Origin of the sequence: Micromonospora rifamycinica, assembly GCF_900090265.1 — a bacterium.
In the GTDB taxonomy this organism is placed as follows: Bacteria; Actinomycetota; Actinomycetes; order Mycobacteriales; family Micromonosporaceae; genus Micromonospora; species Micromonospora rifamycinica.
In genome coordinates this window covers 6573491-6592496 of sequence record NZ_LT607752.1, presented here as the reverse complement: position 1 = coordinate 6592496, position 19006 = coordinate 6573491, and the positions used below count along the sequence as shown (strand labels likewise).

At 74.1% G+C, this 19006-nt stretch carries 14 protein-coding genes; 5 read left to right on the top strand and 9 right to left on the bottom strand.

The genetic code is table 11. The features are described 5' to 3' along the window. Positions 1–119 precede the first annotated feature (119 nt). On the bottom strand, positions 120–1466 hold the full coding sequence (gene murD / locus GA0070623_RS27985; RefSeq protein ID WP_067311591.1) for a UDP-N-acetylmuramoyl-L-alanine--D-glutamate ligase: 1347 nt from the start codon (positions 1464–1466) through the stop codon (positions 120–122). Positions 1467–1554: 88 nt separating this feature from the next. Between murD and GA0070623_RS27980 the strand changes: the two genes are divergently transcribed. Further along, positions 1555–2904, top strand: coding sequence for a hypothetical protein (locus GA0070623_RS27980; RefSeq protein WP_067311598.1), 1350 nt, complete (start codon positions 1555–1557; stop codon positions 2902–2904). Positions 2905–3093: 189 nt separating this feature from the next. Here GA0070623_RS27980 and GA0070623_RS27975 read toward each other — a convergent pair whose 3' ends face one another. From GA0070623_RS27975 to GA0070623_RS27965, 3 genes are all read right to left on the bottom strand, one after another. Further along, complete coding sequence (locus GA0070623_RS27975) at positions 3094–4851, bottom strand: PucR family transcriptional regulator (protein ID WP_067311601.1); 1758 nt, start codon at positions 4849–4851, stop codon at positions 3094–3096. Positions 4852–4985: 134 nt separating this feature from the next. Continuing rightward, on the bottom strand, positions 4986–6437 hold the full coding sequence (gene argG, locus GA0070623_RS27970; protein WP_067311603.1) for an argininosuccinate synthase: 1452 nt from the start codon (positions 6435–6437) through the stop codon (positions 4986–4988). A 56-nt stretch (positions 6438–6493) separates the two neighbouring features. Further along, positions 6494–7351: a TrmH family RNA methyltransferase gene (locus GA0070623_RS27965; protein ID WP_231932573.1), complete on the bottom strand. Its 858-nt coding sequence runs from the start codon at positions 7349–7351 to the stop codon at positions 6494–6496. An 88-nt stretch (positions 7352–7439) separates the two neighbouring features. On the opposite strand from GA0070623_RS27965, the gene GA0070623_RS27960 reads away from it, so the two are divergent. Next, positions 7440–9278, top strand: a complete 1839-nt coding sequence (locus tag GA0070623_RS27960; RefSeq protein ID WP_089004205.1) for a thiamine pyrophosphate-requiring protein — start codon at positions 7440–7442, stop codon at positions 9276–9278. A gap of 313 nt (positions 9279–9591) precedes the next feature. Next, the gene (locus GA0070623_RS27955; RefSeq protein ID WP_067315677.1) at positions 9592–10197 is read left to right on the top strand and encodes a dTMP kinase; all 606 of its coding nucleotides are present in this window, start codon (positions 9592–9594) and stop codon (positions 10195–10197) included. Between the two features lie 281 nt (positions 10198–10478). On the opposite strand, the gene GA0070623_RS27950 is transcribed toward GA0070623_RS27955, so the two are convergent. The 4 genes from GA0070623_RS27950 to GA0070623_RS27935 all read right to left on the bottom strand — a co-directional run bounded on the left by GA0070623_RS27950 (position 10479) and on the right by GA0070623_RS27935 (position 15755). Continuing rightward, positions 10479–12704: a transglycosylase domain-containing protein gene (locus tag GA0070623_RS27950; protein WP_172898472.1), complete on the bottom strand. Its 2226-nt coding sequence runs from the start codon at positions 12702–12704 to the stop codon at positions 10479–10481. A gap of 416 nt (positions 12705–13120) precedes the next feature. Then, complete coding sequence (locus GA0070623_RS27945) at positions 13121–13912, bottom strand: hypothetical protein (RefSeq protein WP_089004204.1); 792 nt, start codon at positions 13910–13912, stop codon at positions 13121–13123. Positions 13913–14170: 258 nt separating this feature from the next. Further along, complete coding sequence (locus GA0070623_RS27940; RefSeq protein ID WP_067312891.1) at positions 14171–15277, bottom strand: SPFH domain-containing protein; 1107 nt, start codon at positions 15275–15277, stop codon at positions 14171–14173. Positions 15278–15281: 4 nt separating this feature from the next. After that, positions 15282–15755: an NfeD family protein gene (locus tag GA0070623_RS27935; protein ID WP_067312893.1), complete on the bottom strand. Its 474-nt coding sequence runs from the start codon at positions 15753–15755 to the stop codon at positions 15282–15284. A gap of 94 nt (positions 15756–15849) precedes the next feature. Here GA0070623_RS27935 and GA0070623_RS27930 point away from each other — a divergent pair, with 94 nt between their 5' ends. Then, positions 15850–17163 (top strand): serine hydrolase domain-containing protein, encoded by a 1314-nt coding sequence (locus GA0070623_RS27930; protein ID WP_067312926.1) that lies wholly within the window; start codon positions 15850–15852, stop codon positions 17161–17163. Between the two features lie 108 nt (positions 17164–17271). Here the strand turns inward: GA0070623_RS27930 and GA0070623_RS27925 are convergent, their stop codons facing one another. Then, the gene (locus tag GA0070623_RS27925; RefSeq protein WP_067312896.1) at positions 17272–18084 is read right to left on the bottom strand and encodes a DUF3097 domain-containing protein; all 813 of its coding nucleotides are present in this window, start codon (positions 18082–18084) and stop codon (positions 17272–17274) included. Between the two features lie 127 nt (positions 18085–18211). On the opposite strand from GA0070623_RS27925, the gene GA0070623_RS27920 reads away from it, so the two are divergent. Continuing rightward, on the top strand, positions 18212–19006 hold the full coding sequence (locus tag GA0070623_RS27920; protein ID WP_067312898.1) for a hypothetical protein: 795 nt from the start codon (positions 18212–18214) through the stop codon (positions 19004–19006).

Sequence of the window (19006 nt, the reverse complement as noted above, 5' to 3'; positions counted from 1 at the left end):
GCACACCCTTCAGCGGCGGCGGCTTGCGCGTTCCTCGCACGCTGCCACCCCGACCGGCCGACGACAACTGGCACTGTGTAGCCCGGCGACCGTCCACGCCTGACACGGCGTCACCGCGGTCAGCCGGCGGTGTCCCGGATCGCCTCGGCGAAGACCTCGGAGCGGTGCTCGAAGTTGCGGAACCGGCCGTAGCTGGGCGCCGCCGGGGAGAGCAGCACCACCCCGTCGGCCGGGGTCACCGACCGGGCCAGCCGGACCGCGTCCACCAGGTCGTCGACCACGTCGGTACGCACCTTCGGCAGCCCGCCCAGCGCCGCCACGATCCGGGGGCCGCTGTCCGGAATCCCGATCACGGTCAGCTCCCGCTCGGCCAGGTGCTCGGCCAGCGGCGTGTAGTCCAGCCCCCGGTCGGTGCCGCCGACGATCACCGTCAACGGCCGCCCGTCGTACGCGTCGATCGCGTGCATCGCCGCGTACGGGCTGGTGGCGAGGGTGTCGTCGACGAAGGTGAGGCCGGACGGGTCGACGATCTCGGTGAGCCGGTGGGCCAGCCCGTGGAACCCGGCGACCGCCACCGCCAGGGTGTCCCGGTGGGCGGTCACGTCTACCCCGAGCGCGTCGAGCACCGCGAGCGCCACGCAGAGGTTGCCGGCGTTGTGCCGGCCGACCAGCGGCAGCACCTGACGGGCGAAGAGCGGCCGGTCGCCGAGGTGGAACCAGTCGGTGCCGTCCGGGCCGGTGGCGACGTGCACGCCGTCCGGCAGGCCGGCACGGATCGCCGCCCGGTCGCCCAGCTCCAGCGCCAGCCGCGGGTCGTTGCCGTTGACCACCACCGTCCGCGGGCCGTACGCGAGCAGGTTGAGCTTGTCCCGGTAGTACTCGGCCTCGCCGCCGTGCGCGTCCAGGTGCTCCGGGAACAGGGCGGTGACCACCGCGACCCGAGGGGAGTCGGTCAGGTCGCTGCACTGGTAGCTGGACAGCTCCAGCACGTACAGCCCGGCGTCGGGCAGGTCCAGGGTGGGCACGCCGATGTTGCCGCCCAGCACGTTGGGCCGGTCCACCGCCGCGAGCAGGTGGCTGATCAGGCTGGCGGTGGTCGACTTGCCCTTGCTGCCGGTGACCCCGATCGTCCGGTCGGCGTGGTCGGCCATCCACAGCGCGGTGCCCTGGGTGACGGTGGCCCCCCGGGCGCGCAGCTCGACCAGCCACGGGTGGGTGTTGGGCACTCCCGGGGAGCGGACGACGACCTCGGCGGCGGCCAGCCGGGCGAACCCCTCCTCGCCGGTGACCAGCGGCGCGGCCTCGGCGAGCGGACCCTCCCAGGCCACGGTGAGGAAGTTGGCGCTGTCGTCGACGGCGACCAGGTCCGCCGGGCCGTGCGCGGCGATGGCGGTCACGGCGGCGCGGCCCTCGCGGCCGGCCCCCCAGACGGCGACGGTACGGCCGCGCAGATCGGACAGGCGCACGAACTCTCCCTGGGGTCTCGACGACGGGGGTACCGGCCCCGTCCGGCGCAGCGGACCCGGCCGGACGAACCAGGGCCTAGTATGGCGTGTGCCCAACGAGCAGCTCCGGCGGATGGACGCCTTCACCTTCCCGTCGTACTCGATCGACCTCGCCACCGGCGAGGCACTGTTCGACTACGCCCTGACCGGCCCCGACGGCGAGCAGCGGTTCACCGAGACGATCACGCTGCCGTTGCCGGCCGAGCCGCCGTCGGACGAGACGGTGGCCACCCTGGGCCGGGTCCTGGAGCTGCTGCACGTGGTGGCCGGGGTGAGCTACTACAAGGCCGCCGCGCCGCCGCGCCTGGTGCTGCCCGCGCCGCTGGGCGGGGCCGCCACCGCGCTGGTCACCGCCGTCTACACCAGGGGCCTCGCCGAGTACGCCTACCGCAACCAGCTCCCGCACGTGCTGGAGCTGCGCCCCGAGGTGCCGGCCGGCGAGGTCCCACCACCGCGGGTGTACGACGACTCCGACCGTCGTCCGCTGTCGGCCGTCGGCGGGGGCAAGGACTCCATCGTCAGCCTGGAGGCGCTGCGCCGGGCCGGCTTCGACCCGGTGCCCTTCTCGGTCAACCCCAACCACGTGATCGTCGCGGTGAACGAGGCGTCCGGGCTGCCCGCGCTGGCCGCCCGGCGACGGCTCGACCCGGTGCTGTTCGACCTGAACGCGGCGGGTGCGCGCAACGGGCACATCCCGGTCACCGCGATCAACTCGCTGATCGCGGTCGCCACCGCCGTGCTGCACGGGCTCGGGCCGGTGGTGATGTCCAACGAGCGGTCCGCGTCCGACCCGAACCTGATCTGGAACGGTCACGAGATCAACCACCAGTGGTCCAAGGGGGTCGAGGCCGAGGGGCTGCTGCGGGCGGCGCTGGCCGAGCACGCCGGGCTCACCGAGCCGTACTTCTCGCTGCTGCGGTCGCTGTCGGAGCTGCACATCGCCCGGCTGTTCGCCACCATCGACCGCTACGACGCGGTGGTGACCAGCTGCAACGCCGCGTTCAAGCTGCGCGACGCCAGCGCCCGCTGGTGCCGTAACTGCCCGAAGTGCCGGTTCGTCTTCCTGGCCATGGCCCCGTTCATGCCCCGGGACCGGGTGGTCGGCATCTTCGGCGGCGACCTACTGGCCGACGAGGCGCAGATCCCCGGCTACCGGGAACTGCTCGGCGTGGACGGGCACAAGCCGTTCGAGTGCGTCGGCGAGGTCGAGGAGTCGGTGGTGGCGTTGAGCCTGCTCGCCGAGCAGGACCAGTGGCGCACCGCCCCGGTGGTCCGCACCCTGGTCGACGCGGTGCCCCCGCAGGCCTGGTCCACCGCCGCCACCTCCGACGTCTTCACCCCCGCCGGCCCCAACCACATCCCCACCCCGTACACCAAAACCCTGGAAACCCTCACCTGACCCGGCCCCAGCCCGCCCCGCCCCAGACCCGGCCCGCGCCAGACCCGGCCCGCGCCGGTGATCAAGAAGTTTGGGTCAGCCGGAACGGGAGATCGTGACGCAAACCTCTTGATCACCGGGGCGAGGGCGGGGCGAGGGCGAGGGCGGGGCGAGGGCGGGGCACGGGCGGGGCGAGGGTAGGGCGCGGGGTCAGGGGGTGCGGATGGCGTCGAGGGCGAGCAGGGCCACGTGCAGGGACAGGCAGGTTTCCACCGAGTCGAGGTCGACGGCGAGAATCCGGCCGATCCGGGCCAGCCGCTCGTAGAACGCCGGCCGGGACAGGTGGGCGGCAGCCGCGCCGGCCGACTTGTTGCGGCCCTGCTCCAGATAGGCGCGCAGGGTGCCGAGCAGCTGCTCCCGGGGATGGTGGGCGTCATGGGTCAGCAGCGCGCCGAGTTCCCGTTCGACGAAGGTCTGCAACCGGGGTTCGTCGCGCAGCAGGTGCAGCAGACCGGCCAGCCCGACGTGCGGCAGCCGGAAGATCGGCAGGTCCCGGCGGTCCCGGCGGGCCGCCTCGGCGAGCTGCCGGGCCTCGACCAGCGACCGGCGTACCTCCCGCAGGCTCCCCACCCCGGAGCCGGCGGCGATGATCACGCCGCCCCCGCCCGGCGGCACCGGCTGGTCGGGGTGCCGGCGGCGCAGCGCGGCGGCGAAGGCGGTGAGGGCGCGTTCCTCGGCGGTGGCGTCCGGCAGGGCGAGCAGGACGCCCACCGCCTGGTCGTCGACCGGGCTGGTCAGGCCGGACAGCTTCGTCTCACGGAGCGCCTGACCGACCGCCTCCGCGAGATCGCGCAGTCGGGCCGGACCGGCCGGGGGGTCCGCCGGGGTGGCCGGTGCGGGCCAGCTGCCCGTGGCCGGGGGTGGGCCGGAGCCGTCGGCCGCCGGCCCGCCCTCGCCCGGTACGGGGTGACCCGGCGTCCGGTCGCGGCGGTGCCGGACCATGATGCCGACCAGGTGCCGGCGGTCCAGGGTCACCCCCAGCGCCCTGGCCCGTAGCGCGATCTCGTCGACCGGGCGGGAATGGTCGAGCAGGGCGGTGAGCAGGGTGCGGTGCAGTTGCCGCTCCAGCCCTTCGGCGTCGCGCCGGATCAGCCGGCCCAGCGCCAGCGTCGAGGCCGCCCGCTCCACCAGGATGGTCAGCCGGGTGGGCGGGCTGCCGACGGGTCGACCGGCGCCGAGGTCCCCACCGGCGGGCCAGCGCAGCAGCAACCGGCCCCAGTCCTGCCCGCGTGCGCCGACGGTGGTCACCAACCAACCGCTGTCCGCGTCGTACGCCGTCCGCCCGGTGGGACGGATCCGCCGGGAGTGCTGCTCCCAGCCGTCCAGCAGCAGCTCGGCGCTCTCCCCCGCCGGGTCGTAGCCGAGCACCTGCCGGGACAGGTTCTCCAGCACCACCGGGCAGCCGGCCAGCTCGGCGGCCTGCCGGACCACCTCGGCGGCCCCGGCCCCCTCGACGGACAGGTCGGTGAACCGCTGGTGGATCTCCTCCGTGGCCCGCAGCTCGTGCAGCTGGGCGTCGACGATCAGGGCGTGCACCGCCTCGGTGATCCGCACGAACGGGGTGGCCCGGCGCAGCTCGACCAGGGGCAGCCCGCGTCGCTCGGCCGCCGCCGCCATCACCCGGGGCACCTCGGACGGGTAGCGGCGGCCCAGCTCGACCACCAGGCCGGAGACGCCCACCTGGGCGAGGTCGCCGATGAAGGCGCGCAGGCCGGCGTCGTCGGCGGGCAGCCCGATGCCGGTGGTGAGCACCAGCTCGCCGCCGCCGAGCAGGGTGGCGATGTCGGGCACCTCCGCCACGTGCACCCAGCGCACCGGCCGGTCCAGGGCGGCCTCCCCGGCGACCAGCCGGGGCGCACCGCGGCGGACCGGGTCCAGGGCCAGCACCTCACGGACGGTGGGGAACACGGGCGACACGCTACCCTCCGTGATCCCTGTTCCGGCCATCGCCGCAGCCGCCGGCCGGTCCGGACGCGCCGGCGTCGACCGGACCGGCCGGCACCGCGTCCGGTCCTGACAGGCGGCCGCCACGGCGGAGCCGGTCAGTCGACGCCGAACTCCATCGCGGCGCGGTCGAGGGCCTCGTCGGCGGCGGAGGTGACACCCCTGGAGGCGATGGCCTCCGCGCCGCCCTCCGGCATCGCCCCGATCAGCCCGGTCGCCGCCGCCTGGGCGGCACCGATCGCCCGCTGGGGAGACCCGCCGCCGACCAGGCCGAGGGTGACGTACTGCTCCAGCTTGGCCCGCGAGTCGGCGATGTCCAGGTTACGCATGGTGAGCTGGCCGATCCGGTCGGACGGGCCGAAGGCCGAGTCCTCGGTACGCTCCATCGACAGCTTGTCCGGGTGGTAGCTGAACGCCGGCCCGGTGGTGTCCAGGATCGAGTAGTCCTCGCCCCGGCGCAGCCGCAGGGTCACCTCGCCGGTGACCGCGGTGCCGACCCAGCGCTGCAACGACTCGCGCAGCATCAGCGCCTGCGGGTCCAGCCAGCGACCTTCGTACATCAGCCGGCCGAGGCGACGGCCCTCGTGGTGGTAGTTCGCCAGGGTGTCCTCGTTGTGGATGGCGTTGACCAGCCGCTCGTACGCGGCGTGCAGCAGCGCCATGCCGGGGGCCTCGTAGATGCCCCGGCTCTTGGCCTCGATGATCCGGTTCTCGATCTGGTCGGACATGCCCAGGCCGTGCCGGCCGCCGATGGCGTTGGCCTCCAGCACCAGGTCGACGGCGCTGCCGAACTCCTTGCCGTTGATCGTCACCGGGCGGCCCTGGTCGAAGCCGATCGTGACGTCCTCGGTGGGGATCTCCACGGACGGATCCCAGAACCGGACCCCCATGATCGGGTTGACCGTCTCGATGCCGGTGTCGAGGTGCTCCAGGGTCTTCGCCTCGTGCGTGGCGCCCCAGATGTTGGCGTCGGTGGAGTACGCCTTCTCGGTGCTGTCCCGGTAGGGCAGGCCGCGTTCCAGCAGCCACTCCGACATCTCCTTGCGGCCACCGAGTTCGGTGACGAAGTCGGTGTCCAGCCACGGCTTGTAGATCCGCAGCTGCGGGTTGGCCAGCAGGCCGTAGCGGTAGAACCGCTCGATGTCGTTGCCCTTGAAGGTCGAGCCGTCGCCCCAGATCTGCACGTCGTCGGAGATCATCGCCCGGACCAGCAGGGTTCCGGTCACCGCCCGGCCCAGCGGGGTGGTGTTGAAGTACGCCCGGCCGCCGGAGCGGATGTGGAACGCACCGCATGTCAACGCGGCGAGGCCTTCCTCGACCAGGGCGGCACGGCAGTCGACCAGGCGGGCGACCTCGGCGCCGTAGCTGAGCGCACGACCGGGCACCGAGTCGATGTCGGGCTCGTCGTACTGGCCGATGTCGGCGGTGTAGGCGCATGGGACGGCGCCCTTGTCGCGCATCCACGCGACCGCGACCGAGGTGTCGAGGCCGCCGGAGAAGGCGATGCCGACACGTTCGCCGATGGGCAGGGAGGTGAGAACCTTGGACACGGGGAAGATTATGCACGAGGCCGCATTCTCATGCAAATAGCCGGTGGTCGTGGTGACTATCCGTCGACCGGATCGTCGCGCCCCAGCTCCCAGAAGGCCACCGCCGCCGCGGCGGCCACGTTCAGCGAATCCACGCCGCGCCGCATCGGGATCACCACCCGCACGTCGCTGGCCGCCTGGGCCGCCCCGGTCAGGCCCGGCCCCTCCGCCCCCAGCAGCAACGCCGCCCGCTCCCGCTGCGTCGACGTCAACCGCTGCATCGGTACGGCGTCCGCCGCCAACGTCATGGCGAGCACGGTGAAACCCGCCGCCCGTACCTGGTCCAGCCCCACCGGCCAACGCTCCAGCTTCGCGTACGGCACCGCGAACACCTCCCCCATGCTGACCCGCACGCTGCGCCGGTACAGCGGATCGGCGCAGGACGGCGAGAGCAGCACCGCGTCGATGCCCAGCGCCGCGGCCCCCCGGAAGATCGCGCCGAGGTTGGTGTGGTTGTTGATGTCCTCCAGGATCACCACCCGGCGGGCGGCGGCCAGCACCTCGGCGGCGGTGGGCAGCGGCTTGCGGTGGAACGAGGCGAGCACCCCCCGGTGGACGTGGAAGCCGGTCGCCTTCTCCAACACGTCGGGAGTGGCCGCGTAGACCGGCGCGTCCCCGGTGTCCAGGTCGGCGAGCTGGTCGACCCGCTTCGCGTCGACCAGGTACGACCGGGCCGGATAGCCGGCCCGCAACGCCCGGCGCAGCACCAGCTCCCCCTCGGCGATGAACAGGCCGTGCGGGGGTTCCCACCGGGTACGCAGCTCGACGTCGGTCAGCGCGCGGTAGTCGGCGATCCGCGGATCGTCCGGGTCGGTGATCTCGTGAACGGGCACCGCCCGATTCTGCCGGGTGGCCCGGCGCGGACCTGCGGGCACGGTCGGGTTTTGCCGGACGCGGTGGGGTTTCCCCGGGCGTGGCGCGGGAAGGGGGCGGGGAACGGACGCTACCGGAGGGACCACCACGATGAGCGCAACGGGCACCGCCGACGGCCGGTTGCCGAAGAACGCCACGGTCGCCGACCACATCGTGGCCCGCCTCGCCGCATGGGGGGTGCACCGCTACTTCGGCTACCCGGGTGACGGCATCAACGGCATGACCTCCGCCCTGCAACGGGCCGGCGACCGGGTGGAGTTCGTCCAGGTACGCCACGAGGAGACCGCCGGCTTCGCCGCCACCGCCCACGTCAAGTACGGCGGCGGCCCGCTCGGCTGCGCCCTGGCGACCAGCGGCCCCGGCGCGATCCACCTGCTCAACGGCCTCTACGACGCCAAGCTCGACCACCAGCCGGTGGTGGCCCTGGTCGGCAACACCGCGCTGACCGCCGAGGGCGGCGGCTACTACCAGGAGGTGGACCTGCTCGCCCTCTACAAGGACGTGGCCTCGGACTTCCTGGCCCAGCTCGACGACCCGTCCCAGGTGCGGCACCTGGTGGACCGGGCCTGCCGCACGGCGCTGTCCCGCCGGACGGTGACCGCGCTGGTCCTTCCGCTGGACGTGCAGGACGAACCGGCGGTGCCGGACCCGCCGCACGCGCACGGCTACTACCACACCAGCGCGGTCCCGAGCAGCACACCGACGGTGCCGCCGGAGGCGGAGCTGCGCCGCGCCGCCGAGGTGCTGCGCGGCGGCGACAAGGTGGCGATGCTGGTCGGGCAGGGCGCGCTCGGCGCCGAGCAGGAGGTACGCCTGATCGCCGACCGGCTGGGCGCCGGGGTGGCCACCGCGCTGCTCGGCTTCACCGCCGTGGACCACCGGGAGCCGTGGGTCACCGGGGCGATCGGCCTGCTCGGCACCCGCCCGAGCTGGCAGCTGATGCAGGAGTGCGACCGGTTGCTGATCGTCGGCAGCAACATGCCGTACTCCGAGTTCTATCCGCCGCAGGGGCAGGCCCGTGCGGTGCAGATCGACCTGGACGGCACCCGGATGGGGCTGCGCTACCCGACGGAGGTCAACCTGACCGGCGACGCCGGCCCGACCCTGCGGGCGCTGCTGCGGGAGCTGGGCGACGGCCCCGCGCCGACGGCCTGGCGGGCGACGATCGCCGACGCCACCTCCGGCTGGCGACGCGCCCAGGCCGACCTCGCCGGGCAGCCCGCCGACCCGGTGAACCCGCAACTGCTGTTCCACACCCTCAACGACGCGCTGCCCGACGACGCGATGATCGCGGTCGACTGCGGCACCGCCACCGCCTGGTACGCCCGCCACCTCCAGGTCCGTCCCGGCATGCTGGCCAGCCTCTCCGGCACCCTGCTGTCGATGGGCGGTGCCATGCCGTACGCCCTGGCGGCGAAGTTCGCCCACCCGGACCGGCCGGTGGTGGCGCTGATCGGCGACGGGGCGATGCAGATGAACGGGGTCAACGAGTTGATCACCGTGGCGAAGAACTGGCGGCACTGGGCCGACCCGCGTTTCGTGGTGCTGGTGCTCAACAACCGGGATCTGGCGTTCGTCAGCTGGGAACAGCGCTCCACCGAGGGCACCCCACGCTATCCGGCCAGCCAGGACGTGCCCGACGTGGCGTACCACCGGTGGGCCGAGGTGCTGGGCCTCGACGGCGAGCTGGTCGACTCCCCCGACCAGGTCGCCGGGCTCTGGCGGCGGGCGCTGACCGCCGACCGCCCGGTCGTGGTGAACGCGGTGGTCGACCCGGCGGAGCTGATGCTGCCTCCGCACTTCACCCTCGACCAGGCCCGCAACACGGCCGCAGCCCTGCTCCGCGGCGACACCGACCGGGCCGGGATCGTCCGCCGGGGCATCCCCGCCACCCTCACCACCTACCGCCCCCGCCGCAAGAACCCCTGACCCGTCCCCGCCCCGCCCCTCCCACCCCGCCCCTCCCGCCCCTCCCACCCCACCCCTCCCACCCCGCCCCTCCCGCCCCGATCAGGCCCGCCCAGCCGGCCCAACCCCGGTGATCAAGAGGTTCAGGTCACGACGGGCGGCTGTGATGACCTGAACCTCTTGATCACCGGGGGCCGAGCCCACCGGGGGCCGAGCCCACCGGGGGCCGAGCCCACCGGGGGGACCAGCTCACCGGGGGGCCAGCCCACCGGGGGCGGGGAGGGATGGGCGGGAGGGGCGGGAAGGGGTGGGTGGGGGTGGTTAGGGTGCGGGGATGGGGCGTGGGGTGGTCGTCGCGGTGGTGGGAGTGGACGGGTCGGGGAAGTCGACCCAGGCCAAGCGACTGGTGGGGCGGCTGCGCGAGGCCGGCGTACCAGCGGTCTACCTGGAGAACGCCGGCGGACGGCCACTGTGGAACCGGCTGGCACAGGCGGTGGGCCGGCGCGACGGGGTGCACCTGTTCGGCCGGCGCGGCTACCCGGCGCTGGAGGCGACGGTGCGCTGGCTGGCGCTGGCCCGCGCGGTGGCGGTCACCCGGCTGACCGGGCGGGTCGGGGTGATGGACCGGTGGACCTGGTGCCAGTACGTGATCATGCAGGCCCGGGGCGACCGGGGCATCCGGCTGGTCCGCGCCGCGTACGCCTTCTTTCCCCGGCCGGACCTGGCCTGCTTCCTGGCGGTCACCCCGGAGCTGGCCCGGCGGCGGGTGCTGGCCCGGGGCATCGACACCGAGGAGCTGGCGCACCTGACCGCGTTGGACACCGGCTACCGGGCGCTACCTGAGTTCGGCAGCTTCACCCTGATCGACGGCAATGCCGACCCGGCGACGGTGGCCGGCGCCCTGGACCGCGCGGTCGCCACGGTGACCGGCAGGCGGTAGCCGTCACCGGCACCGCGCGGACAGCCCCGGTGGCAGCACACAGCCGACACCCCGGCCCAGCACGGTGCTGGGGGCACACCAGCCCGGTGGCAGCACAGCCAGCACCCTGGTCCCCTCGACCGGATGGTGGTCCAGCCGGTTGCTCCTCGCCACTGCCGCTGAAGATCACGCTCGATCCGTGTTCGAGTGGCCTCGCAAGCGTTTGGATGCCACGAGAACATGGATCGAGCGTGATCTTGCACCTCGGCGCCGCGCGCCGCGCGCCGCGCACGAATCCCGGTTCAGCCCCGGCGGTTCTGCAACCAGCGCAGCAGGTCCGGGACGTCGGGCTCCGGGGACGGCAGGCGGGGGGACGGCCGGGGCGTCGGACGTTGCGGGTTGCCGACCAGCTCCCGGCTGGGGGCGGTGAAGTCGCGGACCGGCTGACCGTCGACCGCGGTCCGGATGGTCCGGGCGACCGCGGTGATCACCTCACCCTGCACCGCCGCGCCGACCGCGTCGCTCGGGTCGTCGGGGTTGGCGGCGATACCGGCGACCGCCACCTGCGGGGTGAAGCCGACGAAGGTCTCGGTGGCGTTCTGCTCGGAGCTGCCGGTCTTGCCGGCCACCGGGCGACCGACGATCCGGTCCACCCCACCGGCGGTGCTGCCGTTGCACTGCCCGTACGCCGACTGCTGGCCGACCGGGCAGCGCGCCGCGTCGGTGGCGGCCCGCGCCACGTCCGGCGTCACCACCTGCTTGCAGGCCGGCGTGCCGACGGGCACGGTCGTGCCGTCCGGCGCGGTCACCGACACCACCGGCGTCGGCGCACAGTACGTCCCCTCGGCGGCCACCGTCGCGTAGGCGTTGGCCAGGTCGAGCGGGGTGGTGGCGGACACCCCGAGGGTGAACGCCCCCCAGTCGTCGGCGTCGTGGGCGGCGAGGTCGGCGTCGGCCGGCGCCCGGAAGGTGATCCCGAGGCGCTGGGCCATCTCCACCACCTTGGCCGGCCCGACCTGCTCCTCCAGCCAGACGAAGTAGGTGTTCACCGAGCGGCCGAAGCCGTCCCACATCATCCGGTAGCCGTCCATCCGGGCCGGGTTGGCGTTGGCCGGGCACCAGCGGCCGTCGCAGGAGGCCGGCCCCTCGGCGGGGAAGCGGGTGGTCAGCCGGCTCGGCGAGTCGAAACCGGTGGAGAGGGTACGCCCGTTCTCCAGCGCGGCCAGCATGGTGAACAGCTTGAACGTCGAGCCGGCCTGGTAGCCGGCGATGCTGCCGCCCCCGGAGACCAGCGGGTTGACGGTCTGACCGTCGCCCACCCCGTACTCCCGGTTGACGGCCAGGGCGAGGACCCGGCCGGTGCCGGGCTCCACGGCGGCGATCGGCAGGGCGCGGGCGTCGTCGGCGGGGTAGACCTTCCGGGCCTCGGCGACGGCGGTGGCCTGCACGTCCGGGTCGAGCGAGGTCACGACCGTGTACCCGCCCCGGCGCAGTGCCTGCTCCCGCTCCTGCTCGGTCGCGCCGAAGGCGGGCTGCTCCAGCCACCAGCCGCGCAGGTAGTCGCAGAAGAAGCCGGCGTCGGCGGTGACCGCGGCGGTGCAGCCGTTGGGCTGGGCGGTGGGGTGCAGGGTCAGCTTCTCGGCACGGGCCACCCCGGCCTGCGCCGCCGTGATCGCGCCGGTGGCGACCATCGAGTCGAGGACGTAGCCGCGCCGCTCCAGGGCCGCGTCCTGGTCACCGTCGATCGGACTGTACGCGTCGGGCGACTGCACCAGGCCGGCCAGCAGCGCCGACTCGGCCAGGGTCAGGTCGGCGGGGGCCTTGCCGAAGTAGCGCTGGCTGGCGGCGGCGACCCCGTACGCCCCCGAGCCGAAGTAGGCGATGTTGAGGTAACGGTTGAGGATCTCGTCCTTGCTGAGCGTCTTCTCCAGCTCGGTGGCGTACCGGATCTCCTGGAGCTTGCGGCCGACGGTCTGCTCGGTCGCCGCCTGCCGCTCCTCAGCGGTGCGGGTGGGGTCGGTCTTGAGCACGTTGCGCACGTACTGCATGGTCAGCGTGGAACCGCCCTGGGCGGTGCCGCCACCGGTGACGTTGGCGACCAGGGCGCGGGCCATGCCCCGCAGGTCGGCCCCGCCGTGGGAGTAGAAGCGCCGGTCCTCGGCCGCGACGATCGCCTGCCGCAGCGTGGGCGCGATCTCGGCGAGCGGCACGTCGGTGCGGTTGACGTCGTAGAACGTGGTGAGCAGCGTCTTACCGTCGTTGGCGTAGAGGTAGGAGCGCTGCGGGGTGGCCGGGGTACGCAGCGCCGCCGGCAGGTCGTCGAACGCCCCGAGGACCGCCTTGGTGGCGATTCCGGCGAGCAGGTTGCCCGGCAGCGCGGCGACCGCGAGGACCAGACCGGCCAGCAGGCCGGCGAGCAGCACGGTGAGCAGCCGCGTCAGCGGCGTCCGGGGTGAGGACATGCGCTCCAGCATTGCCACCGCGACGACCAGCGGCCCACTCCGCCGCCTGATTGTCAGGTAACTCACCGTAACCTGCCAGCGACTTCCCCACCCCACACCCTTCCCGTCCCCACCCATCCCCGTTCTCCCCTCCGTCCCGTTACCGCCCCGCCATGTCCCCCCTCCCCGCCGTCCCCCTCCCTCGCTCCTCCCCCTCTCCCTCTCCCCCGAACCGCTCGCCGGCGAGCCACCCCCTCGGTGATCAAGAGATTTAGGCGCTGTCCGCCCAGATTTCTGACCTGAACCTCTTGATCAACTGACCTAAACCTCTTGATCACCGGGGCGGGGCCGAGGGGCGCGGGCAGGGAGCGCGGGAGCGGGCGCGGGCGCGGGCGGGGAGCGCGGGCGCGGGTGCCGGCACGGGTGGGCACGGGCACGGGCGCGATCGGCCGCGCGGGTGGGGTAGGGCGTAGGACGCGGGCGGGGCGCGGGCGGGACGGGTGTCAGGCTGCGGGGAGGGGGCCTTGGGGGCCGGTGGGTGGGGCGGGGGTGGTGACGCTGGCGGTGGCGGCGTCGCGGGCGATGGCCGCCGGCAGGAGGCGGCCGGAGCGGTAGCCGATGCCGATGCCGGCGATCAGCACGAAGATCGCGCCGAAGGTCGGCAGCGAGCCGACCAGCGCGCCGCCGAGACCGAGCAGCGGGGCGGCGATCATCAGCATCACGCCGTCGCCGATGGCGAAGGCCCCGGAGCGGGCCACCGCCCAGCCGGTGAGCAGCCATCCCGCGCTGTAGCAGGTGGCGCCCACCAGCACCAGCGTCCGGGCGGTGGTGCCGAAGACGGGTGTCTGCTCGGCGAGGCCGGCGAAGGGCAGCATCAGCACCGTGCCGCCGATGCCGACCAGCAGGCCGGTCACCGCGCCCCGCCGGCTGCGGGTGGCCGCGAGCAGGCCGGTGAGCGCGAGCAGGGCGAGCAGGCCGAGCCAGATCGCCGCGACCCAGCCGAGCAGGTAGAGCGGTCGGCCGTCGGCCGGGTACGGGTCGTTGCCGGCCGCGCCGTCGCCGGCCATCGCCACCGCGCCGTAGAGCACCGCGTAGGCGGGCAGCAGCCAGACCGCGGCGCGGGCGAGCCGGCGCAGCGACCACGCCCAACTGGCGTCGGTGGCGGGTGCGGCCGGGCCGGGGTCGCCGACGAAGGGCAGCACGCCGAAGCCGCCGCCGGTCCGCCGGGTGCCCAGCGGACCCGCCGGGTCGTGCGCGCCGACAGTCGGGGTACGGGAGAACAACGGGTCCTTCATGCCTCACCTCGTCCGCTCCGACGGGCGGCACGGAAGGCAGCGCCCGTCTGCTCCTGCGACGGGCGGGCCGGATCGCGCCACCCGTTCACCTCCGACGGGCGACCGGAACGCCTCACCCGTCTGCGCCGGGGGCGGGCCGGAACGCGTCCGGCGCCCCGGGCCTGACCACCACCCGTCCCTCAGGACCGATCGTGGCAGGCACCGGGGCGCCGGATGAGTGTTTCTCGCATTTGCCGCCCCGGGTGGGCGGCGGTGGGGTCAGGCCCGTTCGCGCTGGTCGGCAGGGTCGCTGACCAGGCTGGCCGGGGAGACCGGCTCGGGTGCGGGCAGCCCCTGCGGCACGTTGCCGCCGGTGGCCTGCGCCTCGGCGACGCGTACCTCGTCGTGGATCTGCTGGGCCGCGCTGGCCGCCGCCCGGGCCGCCTCGGCGGCCTCCCGCTCGACCTCGCTGGCGGTGCGCTTCGCCTCGGGGGCCGGTTCGTCGCCGACCATCTGGCTCAGCCCGCCCAACGCGCCGCCCATGCCCTCCAGGGCCTTGGTCAGCTCGGCCGGGACGATCCAGACCTTGTTGGCCGTGCCGTTGGCGATCTGCGGCAGCGCCTGGAGGTACTGGTAGGCCAGCACCTTCTGGCTCGGGTTGGCGGTGTGGATCGCGTCGAAGACCGTCCGGATCGCCTTCGCCTGACCTTCGGCCTGGAGGATGCGGGCCTGCCGGTCACCGTCGGCGCGCAGCACCGCCGCCTGCTTCTCACCCTCGGCGGTGAGGATCTGCGACTGCTTGTGCCCCTCGGCGTTGAGGATGGCGGCCCGGCGGTCCCGCTCGGCGCGCATCTGCTTCTCCATCGAGTCGCGGATGCTCGGCGGCGGCTCGATCGCCTTGATCTCCACGCGGGTGACCTTGATGCCCCACCGGCCGGTGGTCTCGTCGAGCACGCCGGAGAGGTGCCGGTTGATCTCCTCCCGGCTGGTCAGCGCCCGCTCCAGGTCGAGCGAGCCGATCACGTTACGCAGCGTCGTGACGGTCAGCTGCTCGATCGCCTGGATGAAGTTGGCGATCTCGTAGGTGGCCCGGACCGAGTCGACCACCTTGTAGTAGAGGACGGTGTCGATCGACACCACCAGGTTGTCGGAGGTGATCACCGGCTGCGGCGGGAAGCTGACCACCTGCTCCCGCATGTCGACCTTGGTACGCACCGCGTCGACGAACGGGACCAGCAGGTTCAGGCCCGGGTTCAGCGTGCTCTTGTACTTGCCGAGCCGCTCCACCACGTCCTGACGCTGCTGCGGCACGATCCGCACCGCCTTCGCCAGCGTCACCACTATGATCAACGCTACGGCCACCAACAGGACCGCTAGAAATTCCATACCGTCACCTTTTCTCTTCCGGCAGCTCACCGGGGGAGGAAATGTCGTCCTGCCACACCAGGGCGGTGGCGCCCTGGACCTTTATCACCTGCACCCGCACACCGGGCGCGAAGGTCTGCGTCGCGTCGTACGGACGCGCCGTCCACAACTCGCCGTCGATCTTCACCATGCCCCGCTCGGTATCGACCTGCTCGATCACCAGCGCGGTGGCGCCCTCCAGCGCCTGCACCCCGAACGGCTGCTCGCCGCTGTCCACCGACGGCCGCATGTGCCGACGGATGGTGGGTCGGGCGAGCGCCACCGTCAGCGCCGACACCACGGCGAAGACCACCGCCTGCACGGCGACGGGCGCACCCAGCGCGGCGGCCCCGGCGGCGGCGAACGCGCCGACCGCGAACATGATCAGGAACAGCGTCGTCGTGAAGATCTCGGCGACGGCCAACAGCACACCCAGCACGATCCACACCACGGCGTCCACCCCCCGATCGTGACACGTCCACGCGAATCCACCCACTTCTGATGATCAGTAAGCTCGTCCCAGGGCGGTACCGACCGCCGTGAAGGAGCCGATCGTGACCCTGCTCGCCGAGACCGCCCGCCGGATCGACACCCTGGTGGCGCAGGCTCAGGCCACCGGGCGTACGCCCTCGTTGGCGCTGGGCGTCGTGCGCGACGGCGCCCTGGTGCACCTGGCCGCCGCCGGCGACCACCCGCGCCCGGACGCCGACCTCCAGTACCGGGTGGGCTCGATCACCAAGACGATGACCGCAACGCTGCTGCTGCGGGAACGCGACGCCGGCCGGCTCACCCTCGACGACCCGCTGGACCGGTACCTGCCGGACACCGCCGTCGGCGGGCTCACCCTGCGCCAGTTCCTCGGCCACGCCAGCGGCCTGCACCGCGAGCCCGACGGGCCGTGGTGGGAACGCACCGAGGGCACCGACCTGGCCACCCTGGTGGCCGGCCTGACCACGGACAAGATCGGCTACCCCGCCTGGCGCGGCTACCACTACTCCAACCTGGCGTACGGGCTGCTCGGCGGGGTGCTGGAGCGGGTCACCGGCACACCCTGGGCGGAGCTGCTGACCACCCGGATCCTCGACCCGCTGGGCATGCGGCGCACCACCTACCACCCCACCGAGCCGTACGCGCCGGGCTACGTGGTGCACCCGTGGCACGACACCCTGCGGGAGGAGCCGCGCACCGACACCGGGGCGATGGCCCCCGCCGGGCAGCTCTGGTCGACGGTGACCGACCTGGCCCGCTGGGCGGCGTTCCTCGCCGACCCCACCGACGAGGTGCTGGCCGCCGACACCCTCACCGAGATGTGCACCCCGGTGATGATCAACGACCTGGACTCCTGGCGCGGCGGCCACGGCCTGGGGCTGGAGCTGTACCGCGAGGGCGACCGGGTGTACGTGGGCCACGGCGGCTCGATGCCCGGCTACGTGGCCGCGCTGACCGTGCACCGGCCCAGCCGGACCGCCGTGGTCGGCTACGCCAACTCGTACGGCTTCCGCGCCGGGCACATCGGCGGGCTGTCCCGGCAGCTGCTCACCCTGGTCCTGGACGCCGAACCGGCACCGGTCACCCCGTGGCGGCCGGCGGCCGCGCCTCCGCCGGCGGAGCTGGCCGAGCTGACCGGCCGCTGGTGGTGGATGGGCATCGAGTACGAGGTCCGCGCCGACCCGGCCGGTGAGCTGTGGGCCGGCCGGGTCGGTAACCCGACGCTGCGGTTCACCCGGGAGGGACCGGACCGCTGGCGGGGCCGCTCCGGCGAGCAGAACAGCGAACTACTCGCCGTGCTCCGCGACCCGGCCGGGCGGGCGGTGGGCCTGGACATCGGCACCTTCGTCTTCACCCGCACCCCTGACCAGGAGCCCTGACCCGCCGAGCGGACGCTCCACCGGGCCGAGCCGGGCCGGGCCGGGGCAGGACAGGCCGGGGCGGGCCGGTGGAGCGGCGTAGCCGGTGGGGAGCAGGCGGCGTCGGGGTCAGTCGGGTTCGGTCACGAAGTCGATCAGGCGTTCCATCGCGGTGATCAGCGGCGTCTCCACGTCGGCGAAGCTGTCCACCCGGGACAGGATGCGCCGCCACATCTCGGCCGGCTCGGCCACCCCGAGGGCCGCGCAGACGCCCTCCTTCCACGGCCGGCCCGGCGGCACCACCGGCCAGGCCCGGATGCCCAGCGCCGCCGGTCTGACCGCCTGCCACACGTCGACGTACGGATGGCCGGTGACCAGCACGTACGGGGAGTCCACCCGGGCCACGATCCGGCTCTCCTTGGAACCGGGCACCAGATGGTCGACGAGCACCCCGAGCCGGCGGCCGGGGCCGGGGGCGAAGCCGCGTACCTCGGCGTCGAGGGCGTCGATGCCGTCCAGCGGCTCCACCACCACGCCCTCGATCCGCAGGTCGTCGCCCCAGATCCGTTCCACCAGGGCGGCGTCGTGCACGCCCTCGACCCAGATCCGGCTCGCCTTGGCCACCCGCGCCCGGACATCGGCCACGGCGACCGATCCGGAGGCGGTACGCCGCCGGGCGGCCGGCACCGGGGCGCGGACCGGCCGGCGCAGGGTCACCGGCGCCCCGTCAAGCAGGAACGCGGCGGGCCGCAGGGGGAAGACCCGCCGCCGGCCGTGCCGGTCCTCCAGCACCACCGCACCCGACTCGAATCCGACCACCGCACCGCAGAACCCCGAGTCGGCGTCCTCCACCACGAGGTCCACCTCCGCGTCGACCTCGGGGGTGACCTTCCGTCGTCGCCAGTCGCCCGCCAGCACGTCCTCGCCGTATCGCCCCGCCATGTCGATCACGCTAGCCGCACCCGCGCCCCGGCACCTCCCGACGCGCCCGCTCCGGCGGCGGGACGGCGGGACGGCCGGCGACGCGGCAGTCGAGACAGGGGCAGCGGGGAGCACGTACCCTTTCGGCATGTCCTCCCCCGCAACGGGCGCGGCCACCCTGGCCGCGCGCCGGTCGAGCCGTTTCGTGGCCTGGGTACGCGCCTGGCGGGCCGGCCTGGTGCCCTTCGACGAGGTCGCCGAGTCGGTGGCCGGCGACGAGGAGCACCTGGTCGCCGACGCCCCGGGCACCTGGCGGGACGTGCCGCTGCGGGACGCCCTGCCGGCGCTGGCCAAGCTCTCCCCCGACGAGATCCGGCTGGTGCTGCCGGCCCCGGGCGACCCGCGCGGCCTGCCCGGCCCGGGTGACTTCGCCGGGGCGGCGCTGCTGGCCGGCGAGGCCGTGGTGGCGGGCGCGCTCGGGCTGATCCCGGAGGTGCGTACCCACACCTCCGGCTCCGGGATGACCTGGGAGACGGTGCTGTGGCGGGTCTATCCGCTGCCGGCCGACGCGCCCCGGGCGTCGCTGACCGCGCCGGGGGCGGCCGAGGCGGAGGCCGAACTGGCCACCGCGCTGGCCGAGTCCACCGCCGCGCTGACCCGGCTCGACGTGGCCCGGTGGCGGCCCGAGCTGGCCGGGGCGCTGGCCGCGCTGCGCCGCCCGGACGGGGCCACCGACCTGCCGCCCGGGTTCGACCCGCGTTCCCGGCGGCTCTTCGCCCGGGCCGCCGTACTCGACCGGGTGCTCGCGCTGGCCGGGGAGAGCGCCCCCGGCGGGGCGGTCAACAACCACGAGGCCCAGCAGCGCGACGCCGCCCTGCGCCCGCTCACCACCGCCTGTCGGCAGGCCCTGGTCGCCGCCTGCAACGCCCCGCTCCGCCCCTGA